Below are 22,575 nucleotides of genomic sequence, written 5' to 3'. Positions count from 1 at the left end.
TTAGAAGGGGACTGGCGGCCCGCTCGGTTACTCCGTGCCGTTTCATTTGCGCTGCGGCTAGGCAAGACAAGTCGTTGGCTTGAAAGGAGCAGCCGCCATCTCCCTGTCGACGGTCGGGTGGATTCAGTAGAATCGCACGCCTAGCGAACAAACCGGGCCTATTCGATGACCATCGCCTCAGCCGACCCGAACTGCTACTTCTGCCGGGTGTCCGCCGGTCTGGCCGACCCGTTCATCTTCGAGAACCGCTCGTTCGTCGGCGTCTTCGATACCCACCCGGTCAATCCGGGCCACGCCCTGATGATCCCCCGGCGGCACGTCGTCTCCCTGTTCGAGTTGGACGCAGCGGAGCAGGCGGATTACTTCGACGCCCTCCACGGCATCCGGCAGGTGATCGAAAGCACCGACCTGGCCGAGCTCTACCGCAACATGCTGCACCGGGAAGACCTGCGGGACCGACCGAAGGACCACATCGAAACCGTGCTGGAACTCCCCTTCCTCGGCAGCCGCCCCGACGCGTACACCCTCGGCAACAACGACGGCCGCGCCGCCGGGCGCAGCATCGACCACCTGCATGTCATCCTCCTGCCGCGCTACCAAGGCGACGTCGAAGATCCGAGGGGCGGCATCCGCAACGTCATCCCGGAGCGCGCGAATTACCACAGGCGCTGATCTGCCCCGCAATGACAGTGCACCTCATGGTATAACTCTCAGGTTATCGATGGGGTATCGCGAAATAACCTTTATGCTATTATCGATACCTTCGATAATTGCTTAGGGGTTATTGATATGCGCTCGGAAGATCGTGCCACGGCACGCCGAAAACTCGATACCAGGTTGAATCCGCTACGCGATTCCGAGTCCCTTCTGCGCCCTCCGCGCGGCTGGGTCAAGGCCATCCGCGAGGCGTTGGGCATGACCACCGCGCAACTCGGACGGCGCCTGGGCGTGAGTCAGCCCCGCATCGTCGCCCTCGAGAAGGCGGAAGCCAGGGGCGCGATCACGCTCGAAAGCCTTGAAAAGGCCGCGCATGCGTTGGATTGTCGGCTCGTGTACGCGCTCGTTCCCCGGCAGCCGCTGGAGGAAACGATCAAGGAGCGCGCGGCCCATAAGGCCAGGCAAAGACTCGCGTCCACGCGGCACAGCATGGCGCTGGAAGCGCAGCGCGTAGACGCGGCCGACGAAGACGCGCAGCTCAAGGGCCTAGTCGACCGCATGCTGCAAAAGGCGGGGTCCGAGCTTTGGGAGGAGGGGGAATGACGGACCTGCTCGAGGACCAGGACGACGCCGCCACGCCGCTCACGGAAGAAGAACGGGCGGACCTGATTCCCTCCTACATCACGCTGTGCTCGGAGCTTAACGAAGCCGAACAGGCCAACATTATGGAGGCGGAGGAATGGGCCTACGCGCGCAAGCGCGCGGTGCTCGACGAGCGCTTCCTGATCGACCTGCACAAGCGCATGCTCGGGCGCGTCTGGCGCTGGGCCGGAAAGTTTCGCCAGACGGAGCGGAACATCGGCGTCGATGCCTACCGCATACGGATGGCGCTTCGCCAACTACTGGACGACTCCCGGTTCTGGGTGGAGCACCAAACCTACCCGCCTGACGAGATCGCCGCGCGCTTTCACCACCGGCTGGTGCAGATCCACCCGTTTCCCAACGGCAACGGCCGCCATGCGCGCACGGCAACCGACTTGCTGCTGGTCTCGCTGGGACGCCCCCGTTTCTCCTGGGGCCGGGTCAATCTGGTCGATGCGGGCGAGACGCGGCGGCGTTATGTGGAGGCCCTGCGTGCCGCCGATAATCATGATCTGAGGCCGTTGCTCGCGTTTGCGCGTTCGTGATGGCGCGAAGTTCGTGGCGAAGCAGGCGAAGCTCACCCAAGGCGGTTCACGCGGAGCTGTGCTCATGATTGTCGCTAGATCCCCGCACCTAGATCTCCGCGTCCACGGGCGCACCGAAAGAACAGTTCATTGAGATAGCCGTCCACGCTTCCCTGCGCGGCCGGAGAGCACGACGATGGCGGTCGGTGAAACCAAATTTCTGGGCACAACCTTTTAATCCAGTCCATCTCGATGTGACTGATTAGGGCGCAGCGGTCGCCACCGCCCCCCGATTCAGCGACGTCACCCAGCAGGTAGTCTTTAGCGCGCTTCAGCACTCTGAGCCTGACGGAAAAATCCTGAACTCCTGCCGCGTAGAGGACGTTAAGGAAATCCACCTTTAGGATTCCCTGGCCCGAGTGGAGCGGCTGAATACCGGTGACAAAGATGGGCGAGCAGTAGGGGACGAAGCGCTCCCCAGTGTAACCCGGATTCATCTGCCATCCATACCAGCGGTCCCTGGTGATAGTGAACGCTGTCATATCGGCCAGTAGATCCGCCGCAAGGGAAGCAGCGCGCGCGTTTCGGAATCCGCGTTCTCGTAATGCTCCATGAGGGCGGTCACCAGCCCGTCCAAGTCCATGAGCATCAGCGGGATCTTGGCGCGGTCCGCTTCATAGCGTGCGTCCTTGGTAAAGCCCCCGGTACTTACGTACAGGCCCTTGTCATCCGCGTGCCGCCCACCGAGAAAGCTGCGAACCTGTTGTGCGCCGATCGCGCCATTGCGGTGCTTCACTTCCGCCACAATGCGCGGCGACTCAAAACCGAAACCATCGGGAGAGGCAAGCAGGTCAATACCGCGATCCGGACCGGGGTCCGACTGCCGCGTCTTGTACCCCATCGATCGGAGTAGACCGGCAACCAGCTTTTCCATCTGGTCAGCGTCCAAGCGGTTCACGCGGTCCTTGATGATCTCGAACGCCTCCTTACGGTAGCCCTCGAGCAGTGTCTCTTCATCGTCGGCTTCTTCGGCCTCCGTCTCCTCCTCGGGGCGAGGCTGTAGCGTTACCTGCGTCTCGCCGGAAAGACGCTTCGCGATCTCGTCCGCTGCGAAGTCCGGCACCCGAAAAAGCGTGAGCGTGGAACCCAACGAGTTACGTGTCGCAGTGGAGAGGACGTCGCGGTCGATATTGCCGAGCCATCGGACCGGCCGTACGTTGGGTAGCGTAGGAATCAAGGCCGGCTCGTGCCGGTACGGGCCTGTTATCTCGCCCACGTGGTAAATCCGCCGGCCGGAGTCGTACGTAAGTACACGATCACCTGCCTGAGGTTCTTCGCGAAATCGGTAGACTTGGCTCGCGCCGTTCTGTTGGTTGCCTGGCCTTCCATCCGGACGAAGCTCCTTGAGCGCGCGTAAGATGGCTGCCTTATCGGGGTAATGACCGAAATCCCCGAGAGAGCGCCAACCGATACCAACGACGCCCTTCTCTACAAACTCATCCGCCAAGCGGCCCCCGGTGGAAGCTCGTACCATCCATGTCGTTCTGGTCATCGTTCTCTCCACTGAGATCTAAGCGTTCACGCCGAGGATGCAGGCCGTCACTCGTTCGTCCGGCGACGGAAGCACAGGAAAACTCTGGAACTGCGCGATGATCCGCGGACCCAGTGATTCCTCCTGCGCGAGGACATAGGCACGAATGTCCGCGAGCAGTAGCGGCTTGTTACGGCGTTGCTTCAAGCGTTCGTACCAAATAGGTCGTATGAGATCTAGCCATCGGGCGGCAACTTCGTCCCATGCCGGCTGGCGATGTGGGTCAGGCGAGCGGAGGCAGTCCAACAGCGCGTGGTAGTGATCGACGGCCTCCTGGTCCTGGCGCGCGGACGCCTTATCGATGTATTTAGAAAGCGCCCGCTCCATTTCTTCGAGAGCACGCTGCTTCTTGCGCGGCAGCAGTGCGCGCTCCGCCTGGCTCAGTTGGGCGACGAACTCTGCGAGGAGATCAGCTGCCCGTTGGTCCATGCGCAGCCGCTCGGTCCCACCGTTCAGGCGCTCGCGCAGGCGGTCGCATATGGGGCCAAGCTCCGCGATTGGCGGTGCGGTAGGGCTGGTGAACAAGATCCAATGCGGCGCCTGGAAGCTGCCTCCCGAGAGACTGAAGAACGCCCAGGGTTTGGTGGTTCGCACGACGCTTACGCGTGCGAGCACGCGTGCAGTGACGGTTCGTAGCGCCTCGTACGTGGCGGGAGGCACCAACGCGTCGTCGCCCTCCACCAGTCGTCGCACCGGCTCAAAGGCGTCACGGATGCCGTCCCACTCGGCTTGGCGGGTCTGTTCTTCATATTCCTTGATGATGTCCTGGGTGCTCACCCGCTTCTCCTTGCCGTTGAGCATCTCGGTCGGCAGGGGCATGTTCGAGCCCAACAGGCTTTCGACGGTTTCATAGCGTTCCACGAAACGCTCATCCGAGGTCAGCGCGAACTCCGGTGCATCCTGGGGCCACCAAGCCTCGACGGTCTGGTGAGGGCTGTCCATGCGATCCACGCGCCCGGCGCGCTGTTCGGCAATGCGCACCACGCTCGGCATATCGAGATGCACCATGCAGGAGGCCTGCTGCAGATTCACGCCCTCGGCCAGGCTGTCGGAACACAGGCCGATGATGGCGCGCTCCGCCGAACCCCATTGAAACGCCTTCATCAGCTTTGCACGCTCCGAGCCACTGTCACCGGTGCCGGTCAGGGTCTTCTGCTCGGGCGCGAGCAGGGCGATGTGCCGGCGGATCTCCGCCAGAGTAATGGGGCTGCGGTCGAAGGCCAGCAGCAGGGAATGGCGCGTGGCCAGATCCAGGAGCCGCAAGGCCTTGCCGCGTTCCCGGGCGTCGGTCATGCGGGTCAGAAGTTGATAGATGCGTACATAGATCTCCCGGTCGTGCGCGCAGGCCTCGGCATGGGCCGCCGGATCGGAGAGCCAGTCGGGAAGGGCGATGCTGAGTTTGTTCTTGGGCGGTTTGCCGGCAAGCGCCTCCAGGCCGGCGAGCATGTTGCCGGTCTCCGTGTGCTTCTGGAAACCCGCTAGGTCGAAGTCCCGGGTGGCCTGCTCCGTTCCCGCGATATGCTCGGCCAGGGCCAGCCGCGAGGAACGCAGGGTGGCCATGATGAGGTAGCGCGCGATCTTCTTGGCCGAATGCAGGCGCCCCTGGAGGTAGCTCTCCTCGCTGCGTCCCAAGCGAGCGAGGAAATCGGGCATCTCCACCGGGCGGCGGAAATGGGACACGGCGAAAAGCTGGTCCGCGTGGGCGCGAATCTCGGCCGCCAACTCGCGATCCTCGTCCGGCTCGTCGAGCGTGTAGATCTGGGGCTGATGCTTGGGAAAACGGCAGGGTTTGCCGTTCTTGTCCCGATAGGCCTCCGGATCCCGGTCGATCAGGTCATTGAGCATACGCTTGGTGCGCCGCACCGTGAACTTCTGGATCTCCGCGCGCAACAGGTCGATCTCCTCCTCTTCCAGCGAGCGGTTGATGTCCCGCACGCCCAGCATCTTCTGGAAGGCTTTGAGTGTGGAGGGCTGCAAGTTGTCCGCCCCCAGCATGTCGACAATCCGCAGCAGGTCCACCACGCTGCGGTTGATAGGCGTGGCGGTGAACAGCAACACATGGTCCGCCATGTTGCGAAGCAGGTTCTGAGTGCGATTGGACTTGACGTTGAGGAAGTTGTGGCCCTCGTCCACGCACAGGATCTGCGCGCGCCGCAATGACTCGATGACTAGTTCATGCCGCCCGCTGCCCGCGTGGCTCAACATGCCGTGGGAGAAGGTCTCCAGCTGCGCACCCGCAAACGTCGCATCCCGGCGCCAGTTCTCCTCCACGGCGGGCGGGCAGACCATCAGCGCCTTACCACGGCGCAGCCGCCCCGAATGGACGATCTGCTCGCCGATGGCGCGAACCAAGTGTGTGCCCATGAGCGTTTTGCCTGAGCCGGTGGCATCGGCCACCAGCACGCTGCCCTGGCGGGACAACACATACAACGCCTGAGCGATGCCCTGGCGTTGGGAGGGCCACAAGCTGGTCTCCCCTGGGAGCACGTCATCCCTCAAGAAGCCCTCCGCCCAGTCGCCCTCCAGCAGTTCCGCGCAGGCACGTGCAAGCGCCTCCTGCCAAGACACCTCGCGCAACAGCTCACGTAGCAGGGCGATAAGGTTGGCACTATAGTCCACGCCCATGGACCAGTAGTTCTCCGCGATGCCCTTCAGCTCCCCGTAGCGCTTGCGCTCTGTGGCCGCCTCAAATCGGGCGTTGGCTTCCCATTGGTTGTTCAGGCCCGGCGAGGTGAAATTGCTGGAGCCGACAGTGGCCGCCCGGTCGCCCACGTAGATCTTCGCATGCAGTCGGCGGCTGACACTGGACAAGTGTCGCGCCTGCACCGGCCCGCGCTCCAGCCGGTCAATGCACTGAATAATCTTCGCGCTCAGCAGCAGGGAGATGTTGCGGCCGAGCCAGTAAGTCTCCACCTCTTTGGGAAAGCTGTAGCCGCGCACGTGAAAGCTCTCCCGCCGAGACGGGAACGGCTCGAAGCCGAGCAGGAGGCGTACCTGCGTGTCCTCGGGGCAGTCGGCGATGAAGTCGATGAGCTTGTCCAGAGAGGCATAGCCGGCGACGATGAGGGGCTCACGCGAGCCGCGCAGATCGGCTAGCACTTGGTCCCCGACGTGCTGGCGATTGACGTTGAGGGGGAAGCGGCTGCTGGCTGGCCAGTCCTCCGCTCCGCCTCCAGCAACCGACGGCGCGTCATCGGCGAAAAGATCGAGGTTGCGGAACCCGTTGCTCAAGTCCATTCACCCGCTTGTTGTTGTAGTGATGATGGGCGAGGAAATGCCGCCGACCCGTGCGACGCGGCGCCGCGGCCACCCGCTGTCAGGCGCGATGCGCGAATCCCTGCCATGAGGCGGTCAACGCCTCTGCCTGTTGCAGCACGTTGCGTACGGCCGCGTCCTGCAGGTCGGGCGGGTAGCCGTACTTGCGCAGGATGCGCTTGACCAGCACGCGCAGCCGCGCGCGAGCGGACTCGCGGTGCGCCCAGTCGACGGCGACGTTCTCGCGCAGGCTCACCAGAAGTTCGTGCGCGATCACGCGCAGCTTGTCGTCGCCCATCACCTGCATGGCGGACTCGTTCTCGGCGAGCGCCTGGTAGAACGCCACTTCCTCTTCCGACAGACCTTGCTCCTCGCCGCGCGCGCGTGCCGCCCGTAGGTCCTTGGCCAGCTGTATCAGCTCTTGCAGCACCTCGGCCGTGGTGATGGCGTTGGCGTGGTAGCGGGCAATGGCGTCTTCAAGGCGTTCGCTGAACGCGCGCCCCTCGACGATGTGGGTGCGGGTGCGCGAGCGGATGTCGTCGTTGAGCAGCTTGCGCAGCGCCTCCAGGGCGAGGTTCTTGGTCTCCATCTGTTGAACTTCGGCCAGAAACTCATCCGATAGGATGGAGATATCCGGCGTCTTGATGCCGGCGGCGGCGAGGATGTCGACGATCTCGGTGGAGACTACCGCGCGGCTGACGATCTGCTGGATGGCCATATCGCGATCCTGCTGCGAGCGGCTACCGCCGCCTGCGGTCTTCGCCAACGCAGCCCGCACAGCCTGGAAGAAAGCCACTTCCTCACGAATGCCGCGCGCCTCGTCCGAACTCGCCGCCAGCGCGAAGGCGCGGGAGAGGGCGAGCACCGCGTCGGCGAAGCGGCGCCGTGCCTGCTTCTTGGCCTCGGGTGTCTTCTCCGCGGCGGCCCACTGCTGCAGCTTGCCCAGAATCCACTCGATCGCCGCTGCCAGCACCGCGAGACGCTGGCCGGGCGTACCGGTGAGTCCGACGCGATAGTCGAAGCCGTGAAACATATCCCGCACGATCTCGTACTTCTCCAGCAACACAGCCACCGCTTCGGCCTCGTCGATGCCGGTCTTGTCCTGATCGGGCTTGGAGTACTGCGCCAAGGCGGACTTCAGGTTCTGCGCGATGCCGATGTAGTCCACGATCAGCCCCGCCGGCTTGTCGCGGAACACGCGGTTCACGCGGGCGATGGCCTGCATGAGGCCGTGCCCGCGCATCGGCTTGTCGATATACATGGTGTGCATGCAGGGGGCGTCGAAGCCGGTGAGCCACATATCACGCACGATCACGAGCCGCAGCGGATCTTCGGCATCGCGCGCGCGCTTGGCGAGCAGGTCGCGCCGCGCCTTGTTGCCGATATGGGACTGCCACTCGGGCGGGTCGGACGCCGAGCCCGTCATCACGATCTTCACGCTACCCGTCGCGTCGTCGTCGCTGTGCCAATCGGGGCGCAGCTTAGTGATGGCGTCGTAGAGCTTCACGCAGATACGCCGGCTCATGCACACCACCATCGCCTTGCCGTCCAGCGCGCCGACGCGGTCCTCGAAGTGCTGCACCAGGTCCGCCGCCACCAGGGCCAGGCGCTTGTCGCTGCCGACCAAGGCCTCCACCGTCGACCACTTTCGCTTGGCACGCTCCGCGCTGGGCTCGTCCTCGTCCTCCAACAGCGCCTCAATCTCAGCGTCGATATGCGGCCGTTCGTCCTCGTCGAGTTCGATGCGTGCCAGACGCGATTCGTAGTAGATGGGCACGGTCGCCCCGTCTTCCACGGCGCGGCTGATGTCGTAGATGTCGATGTAGTGGCCGAACACCGCCGGGGTGTTCACGTCGCTCGCCTCGATCGGCGTGCCGGTGAAGCCGATGAAGGAGGCGTTGGGCAGCGCGTCGCGCAGGTACTTGGCGAAGCCGTAGGAGACTTCCCCCGTCTTCGCATCGACCTTTGCGCGAAAGCCGTATTGGCTGCGGTGCGCCTCGTCCGCGATCACCACCACGTTGGCGCGCGTGGTCAGGGGTTCGGCCACCTCGCCGAACTTCTGCAGCGTGGTGAATATGACGCCGCCAGAGGCCCGCTGCAGCAGCTCCCGCAGGTGCTCGCGGCTCTCGGCCTGTACGGGCGTCTGGCGGATCAGGTCGTGGCACTGCGCGAAGGTGCCGAACAGCTGATCGTCGAGATCGTTGCGGTCGGTGAGCACCACCAGCGTCGGGTTCGCCATGCGCGGCTCGAACACCAGCAGGCCGGCGTAGAAGGCCATCAGCAGGCTCTTGCCGGAGCCCTGGGTGTGCCAGATCACGCCCGCCTTGCGATCCCCTGCCGGTTGGCTCGCCACGCTCGGCAGGCCGTACTCGGCCGGGTCCTCCGCCTGCCAGTTCTTGCGGCTGGCGCGCAGCGTCGAGGCCACGGCCTTCCTCACTGCATGAAACTGGTGGTAGCCGGCGATGATCTTGACCAGCCCGTCGCCGCGCTCGGCGAACGCGGTGAAATGCCGCAGCAGCTCAAGAAAGCGCCGCTGCTCGAATACGCCCTCGACGAGCGTGGCCAGCTCCGGCGTCCCCTTGGACTCGATGCGCCGCCCGTCGGTCGTGCGCCACGGCATGAACCGCTCCAGGTCCGCGGACAAGGAGCCGACCCGTGCCGCCAGCCCGTCCGAAGTCACCAGCAGCGCATTGGCGTGAAACAGCACGGGGATCTGCTGCTTGTAGGTCTGCAACTGATTGAAGGCGCCGGCAAGGGTGGCGTTCTCGCCGCCGGGAGCCTTCAGCTCGATCACCGCCAGCGGCAGGCCGTTGACGAACACCACCACGTCCGGCCGTCGCTTGTATTGCCCCCCGACCACGGTGAACTGCTGCACCGCCAGCCACTCGTTGCGCTCCGGCTGCTCGAAGTCGATCAACCGGACCTTGCCGGCGGTCAGTACCCCGTCCTCGGCGTAATACTCCACATCCGCCCCCTCCGTGAGCAGGCGGTGGATACGCCGGTTCTCTTCCAGCAGGTTGGGCAGTTCCGATTGGGTGAGGCGGCGCGCGACCTCGGCGCGGGCCTCGGCGGGCAGCGCCGGATTCAGCCGAGCCAGGGCGGCCTGCAGCCGCGCCTTTAGTACGACTTCGTCGTAGGCCTCGCGCTCCGGCTGCGCGCCATCAGGCCCGATCGCGTCGTCCGAGGCCGTGCCGTAGCCCAGCGCCGCCAGCTGCTCCAGCAGCGCCGTTTCGAGCTGCGCTTCGCTGAGGAAGGCCATCAGTCGCGCGCTCCCGCGTCGCCTTCTTTTAGCAGGATGAAATGCTCGGTGAGCCGCACCATCAGCTCCTTCTGGTCCGGCTTGCTCTCCGCCACCAGCAGCGCCAGTGCGACCAGGGTGTTGTCGTTGATCAGGCGCTCCACCGGCCGGGCCAGTAGGTGCTGGTTCAGGCGCAGATACCACAGAAACAGGAAGGAGCCAGTGCGTTTGTTGCCGTCCGCCAGCGGGTGGTTCTTGATCACGAAGTACAGCAGGTGGGCCGCCCGGCTAGCGACATTGGGGTAGAACAGTTCATCACCAAAGCCCTGCTCGATGGTGGCGATGGCCGAGGCCAGCCCGTCGCCGCGCAACTGGCCGAACAGCTCGGTGGCCTCGCCCTTGGCGATCAGCTCTGCCTTGAGCTGGTCAATCGCCGCCAGTACTTCGCCCAGATTCAGCGAACGCATGTCGCCCTGCTTGCCGATCTGGCCGGTCAGGCTCTGTTCATCGTAGCTCTGCAGCAGACTCCAGCTGCGGGCGTAATCCGCGATCACGCCCAGCACCGCCTCACCCTCGGGGCTAACCAGTTGCTGGTTGGCCAGAGTGCGCGAGAGCAGGTCCAGCGCTTGCTCGAACTCGATGCCGCGTTCCTTCAGCCGCTGCTGGTTCAGGCTGTAGCCTTCCACCAGATGCTGGCGCAGCACGCCGGTTGCCCACTGGCGGAAGCGGGTGGCACGGGTGGAGTTGACCCTGTAGCCGACGGAGATAATGGCGTCGAGGTTGTAGAACTCGACCTGCCGTACAACCTCTCGCTCACCCTCCTGTTGAACTGTTGCATTTTTTGCAACAGTTCGGGAGCGCTCCAACTCGCCGGTTTCAAAGATGTTTTTAAGATGACGCGAGATCACCGACTTGTCCCGCCCGAACACCTCGGTCAGTTGCTGAAGGCTCAACCAGACCGTCTCCCCCTCCAGCCGTACCTCCACCTGCCGGTCACCCGTTTCGAAGATCACGATGTCGCTCATGTGATAAATCCCGCTGGTTGGGTGAGTCCGCGATCCCCAACATTCGCCAACATCCCCAGGCACCGGTCGCTGTGCCCTGCTGAACCCCTAGCAGAAGCGCCCCCAGTCGTGTTCCGGCCGGTTTCCTAGCCTCTTCTCCAGGAAAGGCTTAAATAAGCATCCATTTGAATTTATTGGTTTTTAGATCGCGTGAAGACGTAGGGCATCCTCGCGCATTAAATAAGCCTCAGGCCCAAAAAGGCAAGTACCGCGCGTACTTGCGCGACCTGCCGACCGACTCGTCCGGCTTGATCCACCGGCACAGTGCAGTGCCGCAGCAGCTCCAGGACAACTGCGCCATCGGTCAGCAGCCTGTGGATACGGCGGTGCTCTTCCAGCAGGTTGAGCAATTCGGACTGAGTCGGGCGGCGTTGGACGTGCGACAACGCTCGGCGCAGACGGCGAGAAAGGGCCGGTTGCCGTTGGTATGACAAGCCGATATACTTTGTTCGACTGATCAAGGACTGGGGACTCCCGGTCGGCAACTGGCCTCGGCGGATGCGTCGGGGCCTTTTGCTTTTCATGGAAAGCATTTCAATCCCCAACCCATCCGTTTGCCGCCGGGGCTTGTGTAGAACTTGCCATCCAAGACCTCGAAAGCGCGGTTGGGTTGTTCAGGTCGTAAAATGCTCATGCCCACCGGTCTGGCAACTAGATCGGCCAGTTGCAGGCCGGGCAGGTTGGCCTTCTTGTCGACGAAAACGATCTCCAGCGGTAACTGTTCCCCGTTGTAGTTCCCGCCGTCGCAGATTCGGCGAAATTCGAGCTCCAGCTCCGCGTCCTCCTTCTTGCCTCGACGCTCAACCATGACGTGGGATTTTGCCGTGCCTGTTCCCTGTGCCTGAAGGAAGTAATGCACCCGCTCCAGTCCGAAGCCCAAGGCGACATGGTAAGGATTATCCGGGTTCGCATAGCGCTGCTTCAGAGCTTCTTTCCGGATCACCGAGCAGACCAGCGTGAACGGCGCGGCGGCGACGATCCGGGTCAGCTCGTCAAGAAAGGCCGATTTTCTCTCCTTCGACTTCAGAAAAGCGAACGCACCTATGTCCTTGCGGACGTCACGTTCGTGCAGGATGACGTTGTCGTGGCCAAAGTGCTTGAACTTGAAAGCCTGAACCGCCGGGGCGATGTGCGAGATATAGTCCGCCTTACGCATGACGCAGAACGCGAGTACGAAGATCGGATAACCGGGATCAATGCTATCCAGGCCGTGATCGCCGCTCTCGTCGACGAATACCAGGTATTCGGAAAACCCGTCGGTCACGCTGACACCCCCGGCTCGCGCGTCCAGGTCAGCAGCTCTGGATTGGCGGAGCGGTGGGTCATGTCTTGTCTTCCTTCATTGTGAAGCAGGATTGCACCAGCTCGCAGAATCCAGTCAGATTTGCATTGTCGATTTGATTGGTAGCGTAGCAATACAGCAGATGCTGGGGCTTTCGGTGCCTGGAGCCTGGCGGCGGCACACCGAGGTAACCTTCTAGATCCTTCGGTATCGTGATGACCGAATGCGTAAAATCTGCGTTCTTCGAATCCACCAACAGCTGATTGAGTTCCTGGTGCTCGTTCGCATTGTTGTCGTCATCGTGCAGCACCGCATGTACCACGCCAAGACTACTCAGCAGATTCATGAAGCGGTGTATGTTGTACTTACCGAGACAGTCGAGGACATAGGTCCCTTGAGGTAAGGCGATTCTGCCATCGTCCAACAATCGGTTGATCAATGCAGTCTCGGTGGGGCCTTCGACGAGCAATACATGTTGTGCAAACAGCATTCCGGCGCGATCTGGATTGAGCCACAAGAAGTACTTCACCGACTCCATTTCAGGCTTGAGGTCATCAGCCTGCATGGTTTTCTGTACCCTTGGGTACTTGGCGGCAACCTGCTGAATGACGTGGTTGGCATCAACGATGTCATTCCATTGAGCCTCGTCGATCTGGAAGGTGGATACGACCCCGTCTACCCGTCGCGCCCGGATAATGGCAGGAATTCGCATGGCATTCTTGCTCACGAAGTGAGCGGAGTGGGTGGAGCAGACAATTTGCCAGTCGGCGGTTTCGCTGATCGTGGTCAGGTTACGGGCCAGGTCCTCCTGTTGCGGCGGGTGTAGAAATGCCTCCGGCTCTTCGAAAAGCACCAGGTTCAATGAGGGTGCAAAGTCTTTCGCCTTCTTTGAAACCTTCTGTGGCACGTACTTAGCGCCAAGTTGAATCAGTGAATAGATGAAGTGTCGCTGGAATCCGGAGCCGAAGTACTCGACACCTTGCGGCTTCTCGTGATGATTGTCCCGGATGTCCCACCCGAGCATGGACTTGATGATCTCCGCCGTGGATGGCACCGTGAACTTGAGATTGAAGTTCGTCTGCCACGGGGCAAGTAGTGCGTTCAGGTCATTCTCGAAATTCGATAACGAGCGTTTGTCCTCGGTTTCGACTTCCCGGACAACCCCCGCGAAGGTGGTGACACTGTCCGCCAATTGCTTATAGGCGTCGCTCGCTTCAACGACGTCCGACATAATGTTGGTGATCAAATCACGGAGCGCCGAGGGCCCGCTGAGCTTGGTGTGCTCATCGACCTTGCTGATGGCCGGGATGTAGATCAGATCGCCGAACTTACCGCTCTGGACATTCTTCGCGCCGTAGAATGGTTCGTTCGACAAAAGGCCGTCAGCCTTATATCCAAGGATCCATCCTGCGGCGCTCTTGCCGTCGTGCAGCTTCTGGTCGGTCTGAAAGTACTTCCTGACCCGAAGTGTTTTCGCGCCTGTCTTGTACTCATCCTTCAGAGAGTCGTGCTCTTCGTCGTTCAGCGAGAACGTCAACTCCACCCACGATTCCTGGTCTGCCGCGCCCTTAAGCGGAAAATCCGCTTCCTTCTTGAACTTGAACCCGTCCTTCTCGTAGAAAGCCCGGATGCAATCAATGATGGTGCTCTTGCCGGCATTGTTCGCGCCAACGACAAGCGCATAGGGATGGAACGCCATCGCGGCATCGATGATGCCACGAAAATTGTGTATCGAAATGTGCGTCAATTTCATGCGACGCGCTCCAGTAATCTACCAGCGTCCTTGACGCGCAGCTCGCCGGAGATCAGTTTCGGCAGCAGGGTATCTCGGAGTTGGGCTAGGGTTTCGCTCTCTCCAGACACCGCCGCGATGGTCTCGCGGAAGCGCGCGGCAGTCGCGGCGAAAGCGGCGATTAGCGCGGTCGGTGACGCGGAAACCTCGAGTCGATAGACATTTTCACGATTCAGTCCAGGCACTGCGGCGTCAGTGTTCATGTCCCGAAGTGGCAACCTTTCGAGCAGGTAATAGCAGAAAGATAACGGGGCCTTGGGCTGTACATAGAAAACAGTGTCGATGGGAAAGCAGGGGCGATCTTCCCAGTACAAACTTCCAACAGTGCCCTTGCGTCCGACAATAACCGCAGGTCCGTTGACTAGAGATTCGTTGTGAAATCCGGTGATTCCGCCGGAACCGTATACTGGTACGCCTCCTTGGTGGCGCTTTCCTGCCGGCAATGATTTCCCGTACGCAAGACTCAGGTAGTCGGAAACACGCTTCGTCTCCCACCCCTCCGGCTTCCCCTCAACATCAAGCCGATCGGGGAAAAGCTCCCAGATCTCGGCGGTCAGGTAGGGTGCGCGGCCCTCCATCTTGGCGCGGACGGGGCCGAAGTCGACGAACCAGTCCTTGAACAGGGCGCGGGCCATGGCCTCCAGGGTCTGGTTGCGGCGGCGGTTGAGTTCGATCTTGTCGTCCAGCGTGCCGAGGATGTGGGCGATGGCGCGTTGTTCGGGGAGGGGTGGTAGCAAAAAGGGCGTACCTCGAAGTATTCCGAGATTCGTGTGAGGCACGCCCGTTTGAATTGCATTCTTTCGGATGTAGTCTTGCTGATCTTCTGAACAAAACTGGTAGTAGCAAAAAATAGGATCAGCAATCCCCCTGTTCACAGTCAGCTTCATCTGACTCTGTGACACAAGATAACGATCGAACTGTGCCTCAGGAACCAAGCTGACTTGGCCTAGTGTGCCGCGCTGTGTGAACACGATGTCGCCAGGGCGAGCTAGGTTCCCGTTGAGGGAGTCTGCCTTTCCATCAGACACATAAGCGAAGTCGCCAGAAACCCAGCGCCCGCCCATGTTTTGGCCACGAATGACAGGAACACCTTCGGCAACGTAATCGGCAGAGACGAGGTTTGACCCGAATGGACCTCCGACAAGAGCATTTCGAACTGGAGCGGCTATCTCAGTAATCGTGACCTCTCTCCAGTCACCCACCATACCCAAGCTCCCTCAAGTTCGCCTCAATCGCCGCATCCAGCCGCGCCGCTTCGGCCTGCTGCTCGCGCCACTGGGCGCTGAGCCGCTGCATCTTGTCGGCGAAGGCTTCGCTGTCATCCTCGGCGGCTTCGGCGCCGACATAGCGGCCGGGGGTGAGGACATGACCGTGTTTGCGGATTTCTTCGAGACTGGCGCTTTTGCAGAAGCCGGGGATGTCTTGATAGATCCCCTCACCCCGGCCCTCTCCCTGAGGGAGAGGGGGACGACTGCCGCGCCAGGCATGGTAGGTGTCGGCGATCTTTTGGATGTCTTCGTCGGTGAGTTCGCGCCGGGTGCGATCCACCAGCGCGCCCATGTTGCGGGCGTCGATGAACAGCACTTCGCCGCACCGGTCGCGTAGCGTCTCCTTGCCGCGCTTGCCGTTGGACTTGTCGCGGGCCAGGAACCAGAGGCAGGCGGGGATCTGGGTGGAGTAGAACAACTGGCCGGGCAGGGCCACCATGCAGTCCACGGCGTCGGCTTCGACCATGGCCTTGCGGATCTCGCCTTCGCCGCTCTGGTTGGAGCTCATGGAGCCGTTGGCGAGCACCACACCGGCGGTGCCGTAGGGGGCCAGGTGCCAGTAGATGTGTTGCAGCCAGGCGTAGTTGGCGTTGCCCACGGGCGGGACGCCGAACTGCCAGCGCGGGTCTTCGCGCAGGCGGTCGCCGCCCCAGTCGGAGATGTTGAAGGGCGGGTTGGCGAGGATGTGGTCGAAGCGCAGGTCGCGCAGCTCGTCCTTGTGGAAGCTGCCTTCGTTGTTCCAGCGGATGTCGGCGTCGATGCCGCGCACGGCGAGGTTCATCTTGGCCAGGCGCCAGGTGGTGTAGTTGCTCTCCTGGCCGTAGATGGCGATGTCGCCGATGCGCCCGCCGTGCTCCAGCACGAACTTCTCGCTCTGCACGAACATGCCGCCGGAGCCGCAGCAGGGGTCGTACACGCGGCCCGTGTAGGGTTCGAGCATCTCCACCAGCACCCGCACCACCGAGCGCGGGGTGTAGAACTCGCCGCCGCGCTTGCCCTCGGCGCCGGCGAACTGGCTGAGGAAGTATTCGTAGACCCGGCCGAGCACGTCCTTGGACTTGTCGGCGCCTTCGCCCAGTGCAATGCCGGAGATGAGGTCGATCAGTTCGCCCAGCATCACCTTGTTGAGCGCGGGGCGGGCGTAGTCCTTGGGCAGCACGCCCTTGAGCGACTCGTTGTCCTTCTCGAGGGCGCGCATGGCGTCGTCGATCAGGGTGCCAATCTCGGGGCGCTTGGCGCTGGCCTTGAGGTGGGACCAGCGGGCTTCCTTGGGTACCCAGAAGACGTTATCCGCCAGGTACTCGTCCTTGTCCTCGGCCGCCTGGGCATCCTCGGCCAGCAGCGCGGCATGCTTGGCCTCGAAGGAATCGGAGATGTACTTGAGGAAGATCAGGCCCAGGGCGACGTGCTTGTAGTCGGAGGGCTCCATGTTGCCGCGCAGCTTGTCCGCGGCCTTGAACAGCTCCGCCTCGTAGCCGAGGCTGGCGCCGTTGTGGTTGGTCTTGGCGGCGTTCTTGCGGGGACGTGCCACGATGCGGGTTACTCCTGCTTCATTCTTTAAGTAATCGGACGGCTGCGCGCGCGGCGCTGTGCAGCGAGGGGGAGCAGGGCGGAAGATGATCGCGAGCGGCGCTTGTGCGCGGCGGCACGCGCAAGGCCTTGATTGAAAGGACCTCTGCTGAGGTCTTCTGTTGTGCTCATGCCTGCGCCCCCCTCTGTCGGGAATCCTACCACAGGGGGACGGCGAGGCCGCCGGGGCCTAGTGTCACTAGCGATAATAGGCGCGGCCGTTATTAACATTTGGAGCCCCAACTGATAATAACGTCCCGATCGGGCGCCGTTTGCAAGCGGCCGATAATGCGAACTGCTAAGGAATCCTTACCAGTTGCCCCTGGCCGCGGCGGGTCCTTAGTCCTCGTCGTACTTCTTCGCACTCCCCCGCACCTGCTCCACCGGGTACTTCTGTTCGTTCAGGTCGATCTTGTCTTCGGCGGCCTGCATCAGGTCGATGCCCAGGCGGTCGGCGAGGCGCAGGAGGTAGATGAACACGTCGGCCATCTCCTGGCGCACGGCTTCGTGCTTGTCGGGGGGCAGGGCGGCGCTTTGCTCCTCGGTGAGCCACTGGAATTGCTCGATGAGTTCGCCGGCCTCGCCGCTGAGGGCCATGGCGAGGTTCTTGGGGGAGTGGTAGCGCTCCCAGTCGCGTTCGGTGGCGAAGGCGCGGATGCGGCGGGTGAGGGCGTCGAGGTCGGTGGGCATGGGGGGGCTCCGGTCGCTTGTTGGGGGGAGATGGTAGCGCGGGGTGGGGGATGTTTGGGCGGTGGCTTGGTCGGGTCGAGCCTTCCGCACCCTTTGGGTGCGGCCCCCTCCCCAGCCCTCCCCCACGGGTGGCGTGGGGGAGGGGGATGTTCGCGTGGGGGCGGGGGAAGATCCAAAAAGGTGTATTGACGAAGCATCTTCTTGCGCCTACTGTTGCCCCATTTTGGGGCATTGCTTGGGCGGGCTTGCCCGCGACAAGTGCATAGGAAGCTCTGAGTCGTTCGGATGCTTCCCGTGGCATAGCGATGTACCGCCGTGATCGACGCCGCAAGCCGTGGATCACGAAGCAAAGCGAAAACCACGCTGTTCTCTTTGCATGGTCGGAGACGTCCGGGATGGACTGATTCGGACCAGCACCCGTAAGGGGGTCGCGTTGAAGCGTCTGTTCGAGGTCTTGGGCGTCGAGCATGTGCCCGCGGGGCACACGGAAAAGCTGGTGTCGGCCGTGGGCGGGCTGCTCGCGCTGAGTCTGCTGGCGGTGTTCCACGGTGCCTGGAACGGTTCGGCGGCCTCGGCCCTGCTGCTGAGCTCCATGGGGGCCTCGACCGTGCTGCTGTTTGCGGTGCCGCACGGCGCCTTGTCCCAGCCCTGGCCGCTGGTCGGCGGGCACACGCTGTCGGCCCTGGGCGGCATCGGCAGCGTCGCGCTGCTGGGCGACCCGGTGCTGGCCGCGCCGCTGGCGGTGGGCTTTGCCATCGCGTGCATGTACTACCTGCGCTGCATGCACCCGCCGGGCGGTGCGACCGCGCTGGCGGCGGTGGCCGCCGGGGCGTCGGGGCAGGGCATCGGCTTCGTGTTCGATCCGGTGCTGGCGAGCGCGCTGGTGCTGCTCGGCGTGGCCCTGCTGTTCAACTACCCCTTCCCCTGGCGCCGCTACCCCGCCTACCTCGCGCGCCATCGGGCCACCGCGCGCGCGGGAGTGAGCGAGGAGGACATTACCTACGCGCTGGAGCACGTCGGCTCGTTCGTGGACGTGACCCCCGAGGACATGGCGGACCTCTACCGCCTGGCGCGCGAGCACGCCAAGCTCGACCAGGATAGCCCCGAAGGGAGCGTGTGCTGCGTGGAGCGGGGCACGGGGGCGATCGGCCTCGCGCGCGGCCTGGAGCAGTGCGCCGAGGGGCCGGTGTTCTTCAAGGTGATGTCGCTGGCGCGCCGGAACGGCAAGCCGATGCTGGTGTGGAGCAAATACCAGGTGGACCCCGACAAGGCGCCGGCCGCGGACGACCCGCAGTCGGCCGAGCGCGGCTGAGCCGCGCCCCTGGGGCGGGGCCGGCTTCTACCGGTGCCCGTCGCCGCTGGTGGCGGCGGTGGGAGCAGGCGTGTGCAACGTTATCGACTTAAAGTTGCGCAAGGGGCTCACACTGCGCCATACGCAACGTTCGTCGGGTAACGCGGTCTAGGTCGCGCGACGGCTAGGCGGTCTGCCCGCCGACACGCTCCACTAGCAGCGCCTTTTGTATCCCCAACCAACCCCTGCGCCCCTGGCGCCGGCACGTCTCGGTGCATAGGCTGCTGCTATGTGCGGACGATTCTCCCAGGCGCCCTCGGCGCGCGAGCTGGCGGCGCAGTTCGATCTGGTGGTGGTGCCGGAGGACCTGCCGCCGCGCTACAACGTGTGCCCGTCCCAGCCGGTGGCGGCGGTGCGCGAAGGCGAGGCCGGACGGCGGCTGGTGCAGTTGCACTGGGGGCTGATCCCGCACTGGGCCAAGGACGCCAAGGCCGGCTACCGCATGATCAACGCCAAGGCGGAGACCCTCACCGAGCGGCCGGCCTACCGCGATGCCTTCCGGCGCCGCCGCTGCCTGATCCCGGCCAACGGCTTCTACGAGTGGCGCGGCACGGGCACGGGGCGCAAGCAGCCCTACTACATCCACCGCCGCGACGGCGGCCTGCTGGCGCTGGCGGGGCTGTGGGCGCGCTGGCGCAACCCGGCAGGCGAGGTGATCGACTCCTGCACCATCGTGACCACCGACGCCAACGCGCTGGTGGCGCCGCTGCACGACCGCATGCCGGTGATCGTGCCGCCCGAGCAGTACGGCCTCTGGCTGGACCCCGACTGCACCGACCCGGCGCGCCTCGCGCCGCTGTTGCGGCCCATCGACCCCGCGGGGCTGGTGGCCGAGCCGGTGAGCCTCGCGGTGAACAGCCCGCGCAACGAAGGGGCGGACCTTATCCGCCCGATCGAGCCCGACGCCGACGCGTGATGCGCGTGCCCCGCGCCGGGATAACGGGCGTGTATCGCGCACGGCATTAGGGGCGGGGTTAGCAATCAGCTTGTCAGCTTCCTCGCGCGGGTGACGGAGGCGCTGTTGGTGTCGTGCGGATGAAGTGTGCGGCGGGGCGCCGTGCTGAAGGGGGGAAGGCGGCCCCGGATGCGGGGCCGCCGGGCATCACTCGTCTTCGCCGAGTTCCGGGTCCCAGCCTGCCGCGCGGGCGCGCTCGATCGCCTCGCGGTGGACGCGCTCGTGGCGCTCGCGCATCTCCTCGGGCAGGTTCGCGACGCGAAAGCCGTACTCCGCCCACGCCGCGTGACACTTGTCCTGCAGCGCGTCGAGTTGATGCAGGCTCCAGCCTTCGCCGGTCTCCGTCTCGGGAATCAGGCCGAGTATCCACCCGTCCTTGATGATCGCGCCCAGCGACGTCATGCCGCCGTGCTTGTCGTTGTAGATGCCGGAATAGGTCTTCGGTTTCATGGTGCGATGGCCGTGTGCAGTGCGGCGCCCGAATGCGCGCGCGGAGGGGGATGCTAGCACAGCGTGCGCCTTCAAGCTTGCCCTGGCGCGATGGTTTGCGTTCGCCGTCGCGTAGCTCCGCTCCCTCGCTCGGGTCAGAAGGGGGACGCCCGCAAACCGCCGCGCCGTTTGTCTCCCTCCCTTGCGCCAGCGGGGGAGGGTCGGGGAGGGGGCCGCGCCGTCAGGCGCGGGATGGATGGTTCAACGCCGGCTTCGACGCCCCCCGCCTGCTGGCGCAGGCGGCCCTCCCCCTAGCCCCCTCCCACCTGCTGTGGGAGGGGGGATAACAACTGCGCGGTGCCTGCGGCGTGCTCACGCGGCGGCGATGGCGGCGCCGTGCCCATCTTCTGTTGCGTCAGCGGCGGACGGCTGCAAGCGGCCGCGCCGTCAGGCGCGGGGGGTTCAACGCTAGGCTCGACGCCCCCCCGCCTGCTGGCGCAGGCGGCCCTCCCCCTAGCCCCTCCCACCTGCTGTGCGAGGGGGGATAAAAATCGCGTGCGGGGCGCCGCGCTTCCGACAGATTCAGCGGCCGAGCTTCTCCAGCCGCGCGGGCTCGATGATCTCGATCCAGTAGCCGTCGGGGTCGGTGACGAAGGCGACGTCCTTGAGCGCGCCCTCGTCGGGGCGCTTCACGAACGGCACCTCGTTTTGGTCGAGCCAGCGCACGGCGGCGTCGAGGTCGGGCACCGAGAAGCAGATGTGGCCGAAGCCTTGCGGTTCGGCGTTGCCGTCGTGGTAGCGGAAGTCCGCCTGCGTCTCGGTGCCCCAGTTGTGGGTGAGTTCCAGGATGCCACGCTGTTCGAAGGTCCAGCGGGTGCGCGCGCCGGGGTCCTCGGGCGGCTGCTCGTCCTCCTCCAGACGCGCGAGGAAGTACAGCGAGAACTCGAGCTCGGGAAAATCGAGCTTGCGCAGCAGGCGCATGCCGAACACGCGGGTGTAGAACGCGAGCGCGCGCTCGGGGTCCTTCACGCGCAGCATGCTGTGGTTGAGGCGAAAGCCCTGCGTTTCCGGCGCGCGTGCGGGCTGCACGCCCGGCTGGCGTTCGGTGTCGAAGCCCATGGGATCTCCTTGATCGGTTCTGCTCGGCGCGCACGCGGCGCGCGCGGGTAACGTGTGCCGAAAAAGCCTATCACGCCCGCGCGGGCCTACCGCGCGTCGCCCCCGTTGCGGTGCAGGCGCGTGATGCTCTCGAGCACGCCGATCACCTCCTCGTCCGCCAGCGGCGGGCGACAGCGCACGCGGTTCCAGCACAGCAGCAGCTCCAGCGCGACGTCGGGGTCCACCCCGTGCCACAGCAAATGCCCCGCGAAGGAGGCGAGGGTGCTGTTGCGCGCGCCTTCGGCCACGCCCTCGCGCGCCAGGTCGCGCCAGTAGCTCACGGGGTGACCCAGGCGCCCGCCGCGGCCCGCCTCCCGCGCCGGCAGCCAGCGCGGCAGCGGCGCCAGCGCCACCGCCTCCGGCGCGCTGCCCGGCACCCACGCATACCAGCCGCCCGCGGGGTGGCGCGAGGGCGGCGCCACGATGTAGCCGCCGTCGCCGCGCAGGTCGATGCCGGGCGCGACGCCCGCGCGGTTATGTACCGGGCGCCCCGCGTGCGCGAAGTAGAGGTGCCGCCCGCCGCCGCCGGTGACCGCCTCCGCGGTCTGCGGCAACGGGCCGTAGGTGTGCACCAGCTCGGCCAGGCTGTCCTCGCCGCCGTGGCGCGGGTCGACGTCCACCACCACCAGCCCGGAGATCGCGCCGGTGACCACGCCGACGTTGGCCTCCGGCCAGTGGCGGTACCAGCCGCGCACCTCGTCCGGGTCGGGGTGCCGGTGCTGGAAGTCCTGCCAGCGCAGGATCGGGCGCTTGTCCCGCGGGCGCAGCGGAACGACGGACCAACCGCGTGCGAGATAGCCGAGTGCCGCCTGTTCGATGCGTGTGTCCATGGTCGCCTCGCCTGCCGCTCCCTCGGAAGGTCTGAGTAAATCCATCCTGGATATCTCAGACCACGCGCAGCGAAAAGCGCGGTTTCCGCTTCGCTTCGTGATCAACGGCTTTTAGCCGTCGATCACGGCGGCACCGTTTGTAGGTCTGAATCCATCCATCCTGGATGGCTCAGACCACGCGGAGCGAAAAGCGCGGTTTTCGCTCTGCTTCGTGAGCAACGGCTTGCAGCCGTCGATCACGGCGGCACCGTTTGTAGGTCTGAATCCATCCATCCTGGAT

17 protein-coding genes are annotated in these 22,575 nt (G+C 64.2%); 5 read left to right on the top strand and 12 right to left on the bottom strand.

The window, feature by feature from the left end; translation table 11 throughout:
* Window positions 1-165 precede the first annotated feature (165 nt).
* The 3 genes from HUS23_06800 to HUS23_06790 all read left to right on the top strand — a co-directional run bounded on the left by HUS23_06800 (window position 166) and on the right by HUS23_06790 (window position 1,844).
* Window positions 166-672 (top strand): HIT family protein, encoded by a 507-nt coding sequence (locus HUS23_06800; protein QKT03535.1) that lies wholly within the window; start codon window positions 166-168, stop codon window positions 670-672.
* Between the two features lie 117 nt (window positions 673-789).
* On the top strand, window positions 790-1,260 hold the full coding sequence (locus HUS23_06795) for a mobile mystery protein A (GenBank protein ID QKT03534.1): 471 nt from the start codon (window positions 790-792) through the stop codon (window positions 1,258-1,260).
* Window positions 1,257-1,844 (top strand): mobile mystery protein B, encoded by a 588-nt coding sequence (locus tag HUS23_06790; protein QKT03533.1) that lies wholly within the window; start codon window positions 1,257-1,259, stop codon window positions 1,842-1,844. The genes HUS23_06795 and HUS23_06790 overlap by 4 nt, the downstream gene beginning before the upstream one ends.
* Window positions 1,845-2,361: 517 nt before the next feature.
* Here HUS23_06790 and HUS23_06785 read toward each other — a convergent pair.
* The 9 genes from HUS23_06785 to HUS23_06745 all read right to left on the bottom strand — a co-directional run bounded on the left by HUS23_06785 (window position 2,362) and on the right by HUS23_06745 (window position 17,572).
* Window positions 2,362-3,375, bottom strand: coding sequence for a restriction endonuclease (locus tag HUS23_06785; GenBank protein ID QKT03532.1), 1,014 nt, complete (start codon window positions 3,373-3,375; stop codon window positions 2,362-2,364).
* An 18-nt stretch (window positions 3,376-3,393) separates the two neighbouring features.
* Window positions 3,394-6,651 carry a helicase gene (locus tag HUS23_06780; GenBank protein QKT03531.1) on the bottom strand — a complete coding sequence of 1,086 codons (3,258 nt, stop codon included), beginning with the start codon at window positions 6,649-6,651 and terminating at the stop codon, window positions 3,394-3,396.
* Between the two features lie 79 nt (window positions 6,652-6,730).
* Window positions 6,731-9,928, bottom strand: a complete 3,198-nt coding sequence (locus HUS23_06775) for a type I restriction endonuclease subunit R (GenBank protein QKT03530.1) — start codon at window positions 9,926-9,928, stop codon at window positions 6,731-6,733.
* Complete coding sequence (locus HUS23_06770; protein QKT03529.1) at window positions 9,928-10,932, bottom strand: virulence protein RhuM/Fic/DOC family protein; 1,005 nt, start codon at window positions 10,930-10,932, stop codon at window positions 9,928-9,930. The genes HUS23_06775 and HUS23_06770 overlap by 1 nt, the downstream gene beginning before the upstream one ends.
* A 559-nt stretch (window positions 10,933-11,491) precedes the next feature.
* The gene (locus HUS23_06765; GenBank protein QKT03528.1) at window positions 11,492-12,235 is read right to left on the bottom strand and encodes a DUF3800 domain-containing protein; all 744 of its coding nucleotides are present in this window, start codon (window positions 12,233-12,235) and stop codon (window positions 11,492-11,494) included.
* A 58-nt stretch (window positions 12,236-12,293) separates the two neighbouring features.
* Complete coding sequence (locus HUS23_06760) at window positions 12,294-14,006, bottom strand: AAA family ATPase (protein ID QKT03527.1); 1,713 nt, start codon at window positions 14,004-14,006, stop codon at window positions 12,294-12,296.
* Window positions 14,003-15,247, bottom strand: a complete 1,245-nt coding sequence (locus HUS23_06755; GenBank protein ID QKT05004.1) for a restriction endonuclease subunit S — start codon at window positions 15,245-15,247, stop codon at window positions 14,003-14,005. The genes HUS23_06760 and HUS23_06755 overlap by 4 nt, the downstream gene beginning before the upstream one ends.
* Window positions 15,240-16,844 (bottom strand): SAM-dependent DNA methyltransferase, encoded by a 1,605-nt coding sequence (locus HUS23_06750; GenBank protein ID QKT03526.1) that lies wholly within the window; start codon window positions 16,842-16,844, stop codon window positions 15,240-15,242. Before HUS23_06750 ends, HUS23_06755 begins: the two co-directional genes overlap by 8 nt.
* A 377-nt stretch (window positions 16,845-17,221) precedes the next feature.
* Complete coding sequence (locus tag HUS23_06745; protein QKT03525.1) at window positions 17,222-17,572, bottom strand: nucleotide pyrophosphohydrolase; 351 nt, start codon at window positions 17,570-17,572, stop codon at window positions 17,222-17,224.
* 433 nt (window positions 17,573-18,005) lie between these two features.
* Between HUS23_06745 and HUS23_06740 the strand changes: the two genes are divergently transcribed.
* Window positions 18,006-18,884 (top strand): HPP family protein, encoded by an 879-nt coding sequence (locus tag HUS23_06740; protein QKT03524.1) that lies wholly within the window; start codon window positions 18,006-18,008, stop codon window positions 18,882-18,884.
* A gap of 268 nt (window positions 18,885-19,152) precedes the next feature.
* The gene (locus HUS23_06735; GenBank protein ID QKT03523.1) at window positions 19,153-19,839 is read left to right on the top strand and encodes an SOS response-associated peptidase; all 687 of its coding nucleotides are present in this window, start codon (window positions 19,153-19,155) and stop codon (window positions 19,837-19,839) included.
* Between the two features lie 186 nt (window positions 19,840-20,025).
* Here HUS23_06735 and HUS23_06730 read toward each other — a convergent pair whose 3' ends face one another.
* The 3 genes from HUS23_06730 to HUS23_06720 all read right to left on the bottom strand — a co-directional run bounded on the left by HUS23_06730 (window position 20,026) and on the right by HUS23_06720 (window position 22,295).
* Window positions 20,026-20,328 carry a hypothetical protein gene (locus HUS23_06730; protein QKT03522.1) on the bottom strand — a complete coding sequence of 101 codons (303 nt, stop codon included), beginning with the start codon at window positions 20,326-20,328 and terminating at the stop codon, window positions 20,026-20,028.
* 561 nt (window positions 20,329-20,889) lie between these two features.
* Window positions 20,890-21,426: a lactoylglutathione lyase gene (gene gloA, locus HUS23_06725; protein ID QKT03521.1), complete on the bottom strand. Its 537-nt coding sequence runs from the start codon at window positions 21,424-21,426 to the stop codon at window positions 20,890-20,892.
* 86 nt (window positions 21,427-21,512) lie between these two features.
* Window positions 21,513-22,295, bottom strand: coding sequence for a bifunctional DNA primase/polymerase (locus HUS23_06720; protein QKT03520.1), 783 nt, complete (start codon window positions 22,293-22,295; stop codon window positions 21,513-21,515).
* Window positions 22,296-22,575 lie beyond the last annotated feature (280 nt).

This window comes from Ectothiorhodospiraceae bacterium 2226 (assembly GCA_013348725.1).
GTDB lineage: Bacteria > Pseudomonadota > Gammaproteobacteria.
The sequence above is the reverse complement of the archived record's forward strand: the minus strand, read 5'-3'. Positions and strand labels throughout refer to the sequence as shown.

What these genes read in the sequence shown, in the direction of transcription:
- HUS23_06800 (QKT03535.1), top strand. Translation starts at nt 166, where the DNA reads ATGACCATCGCCTCAGCCGACCCGAACTGCTACTTCTGCCGGGTGTCC.
- HUS23_06795 (QKT03534.1), top strand. Translation starts at nt 790, where the DNA reads ATGCGCTCGGAAGATCGTGCCACGGCACGCCGAAAACTCGATACCAGG.
- HUS23_06790 (QKT03533.1), top strand. Translation starts at nt 1,257, where the DNA reads ATGACGGACCTGCTCGAGGACCAGGACGACGCCGCCACGCCGCTCACG.
- HUS23_06785 (QKT03532.1), bottom strand. Translation starts at nt 3,375, where the DNA reads ATGACCAGAACGACATGGATGGTACGAGCTTCCACCGGGGGCCGCTTG.
- HUS23_06780 (QKT03531.1), bottom strand. Translation starts at nt 6,651, where the DNA reads ATGGACTTGAGCAACGGGTTCCGCAACCTCGATCTTTTCGCCGATGAC.
- HUS23_06775 (QKT03530.1), bottom strand. Translation starts at nt 9,928, where the DNA reads ATGGCCTTCCTCAGCGAAGCGCAGCTCGAAACGGCGCTGCTGGAGCAG.
- HUS23_06770 (QKT03529.1), bottom strand. Translation starts at nt 10,932, where the DNA reads ATGAGCGACATCGTGATCTTCGAAACGGGTGACCGGCAGGTGGAGGTA.
- HUS23_06760 (QKT03527.1), bottom strand. Translation starts at nt 14,006, where the DNA reads ATGAAATTGACGCACATTTCGATACACAATTTTCGTGGCATCATCGAT.
- HUS23_06745 (QKT03525.1), bottom strand. Translation starts at nt 17,572, where the DNA reads ATGCCCACCGACCTCGACGCCCTCACCCGCCGCATCCGCGCCTTCGCC.
- HUS23_06735 (QKT03523.1), top strand. Translation starts at nt 19,153, where the DNA reads ATGTGCGGACGATTCTCCCAGGCGCCCTCGGCGCGCGAGCTGGCGGCG.
- HUS23_06730 (QKT03522.1), bottom strand. Translation starts at nt 20,328, where the DNA reads ATGAAACCGAAGACCTATTCCGGCATCTACAACGACAAGCACGGCGGC.
- gloA (QKT03521.1), bottom strand. Translation starts at nt 21,426, where the DNA reads ATGGGCTTCGACACCGAACGCCAGCCGGGCGTGCAGCCCGCACGCGCG.
- HUS23_06720 (QKT03520.1), bottom strand. Translation starts at nt 22,295, where the DNA reads ATGGACACACGCATCGAACAGGCGGCACTCGGCTATCTCGCACGCGGT.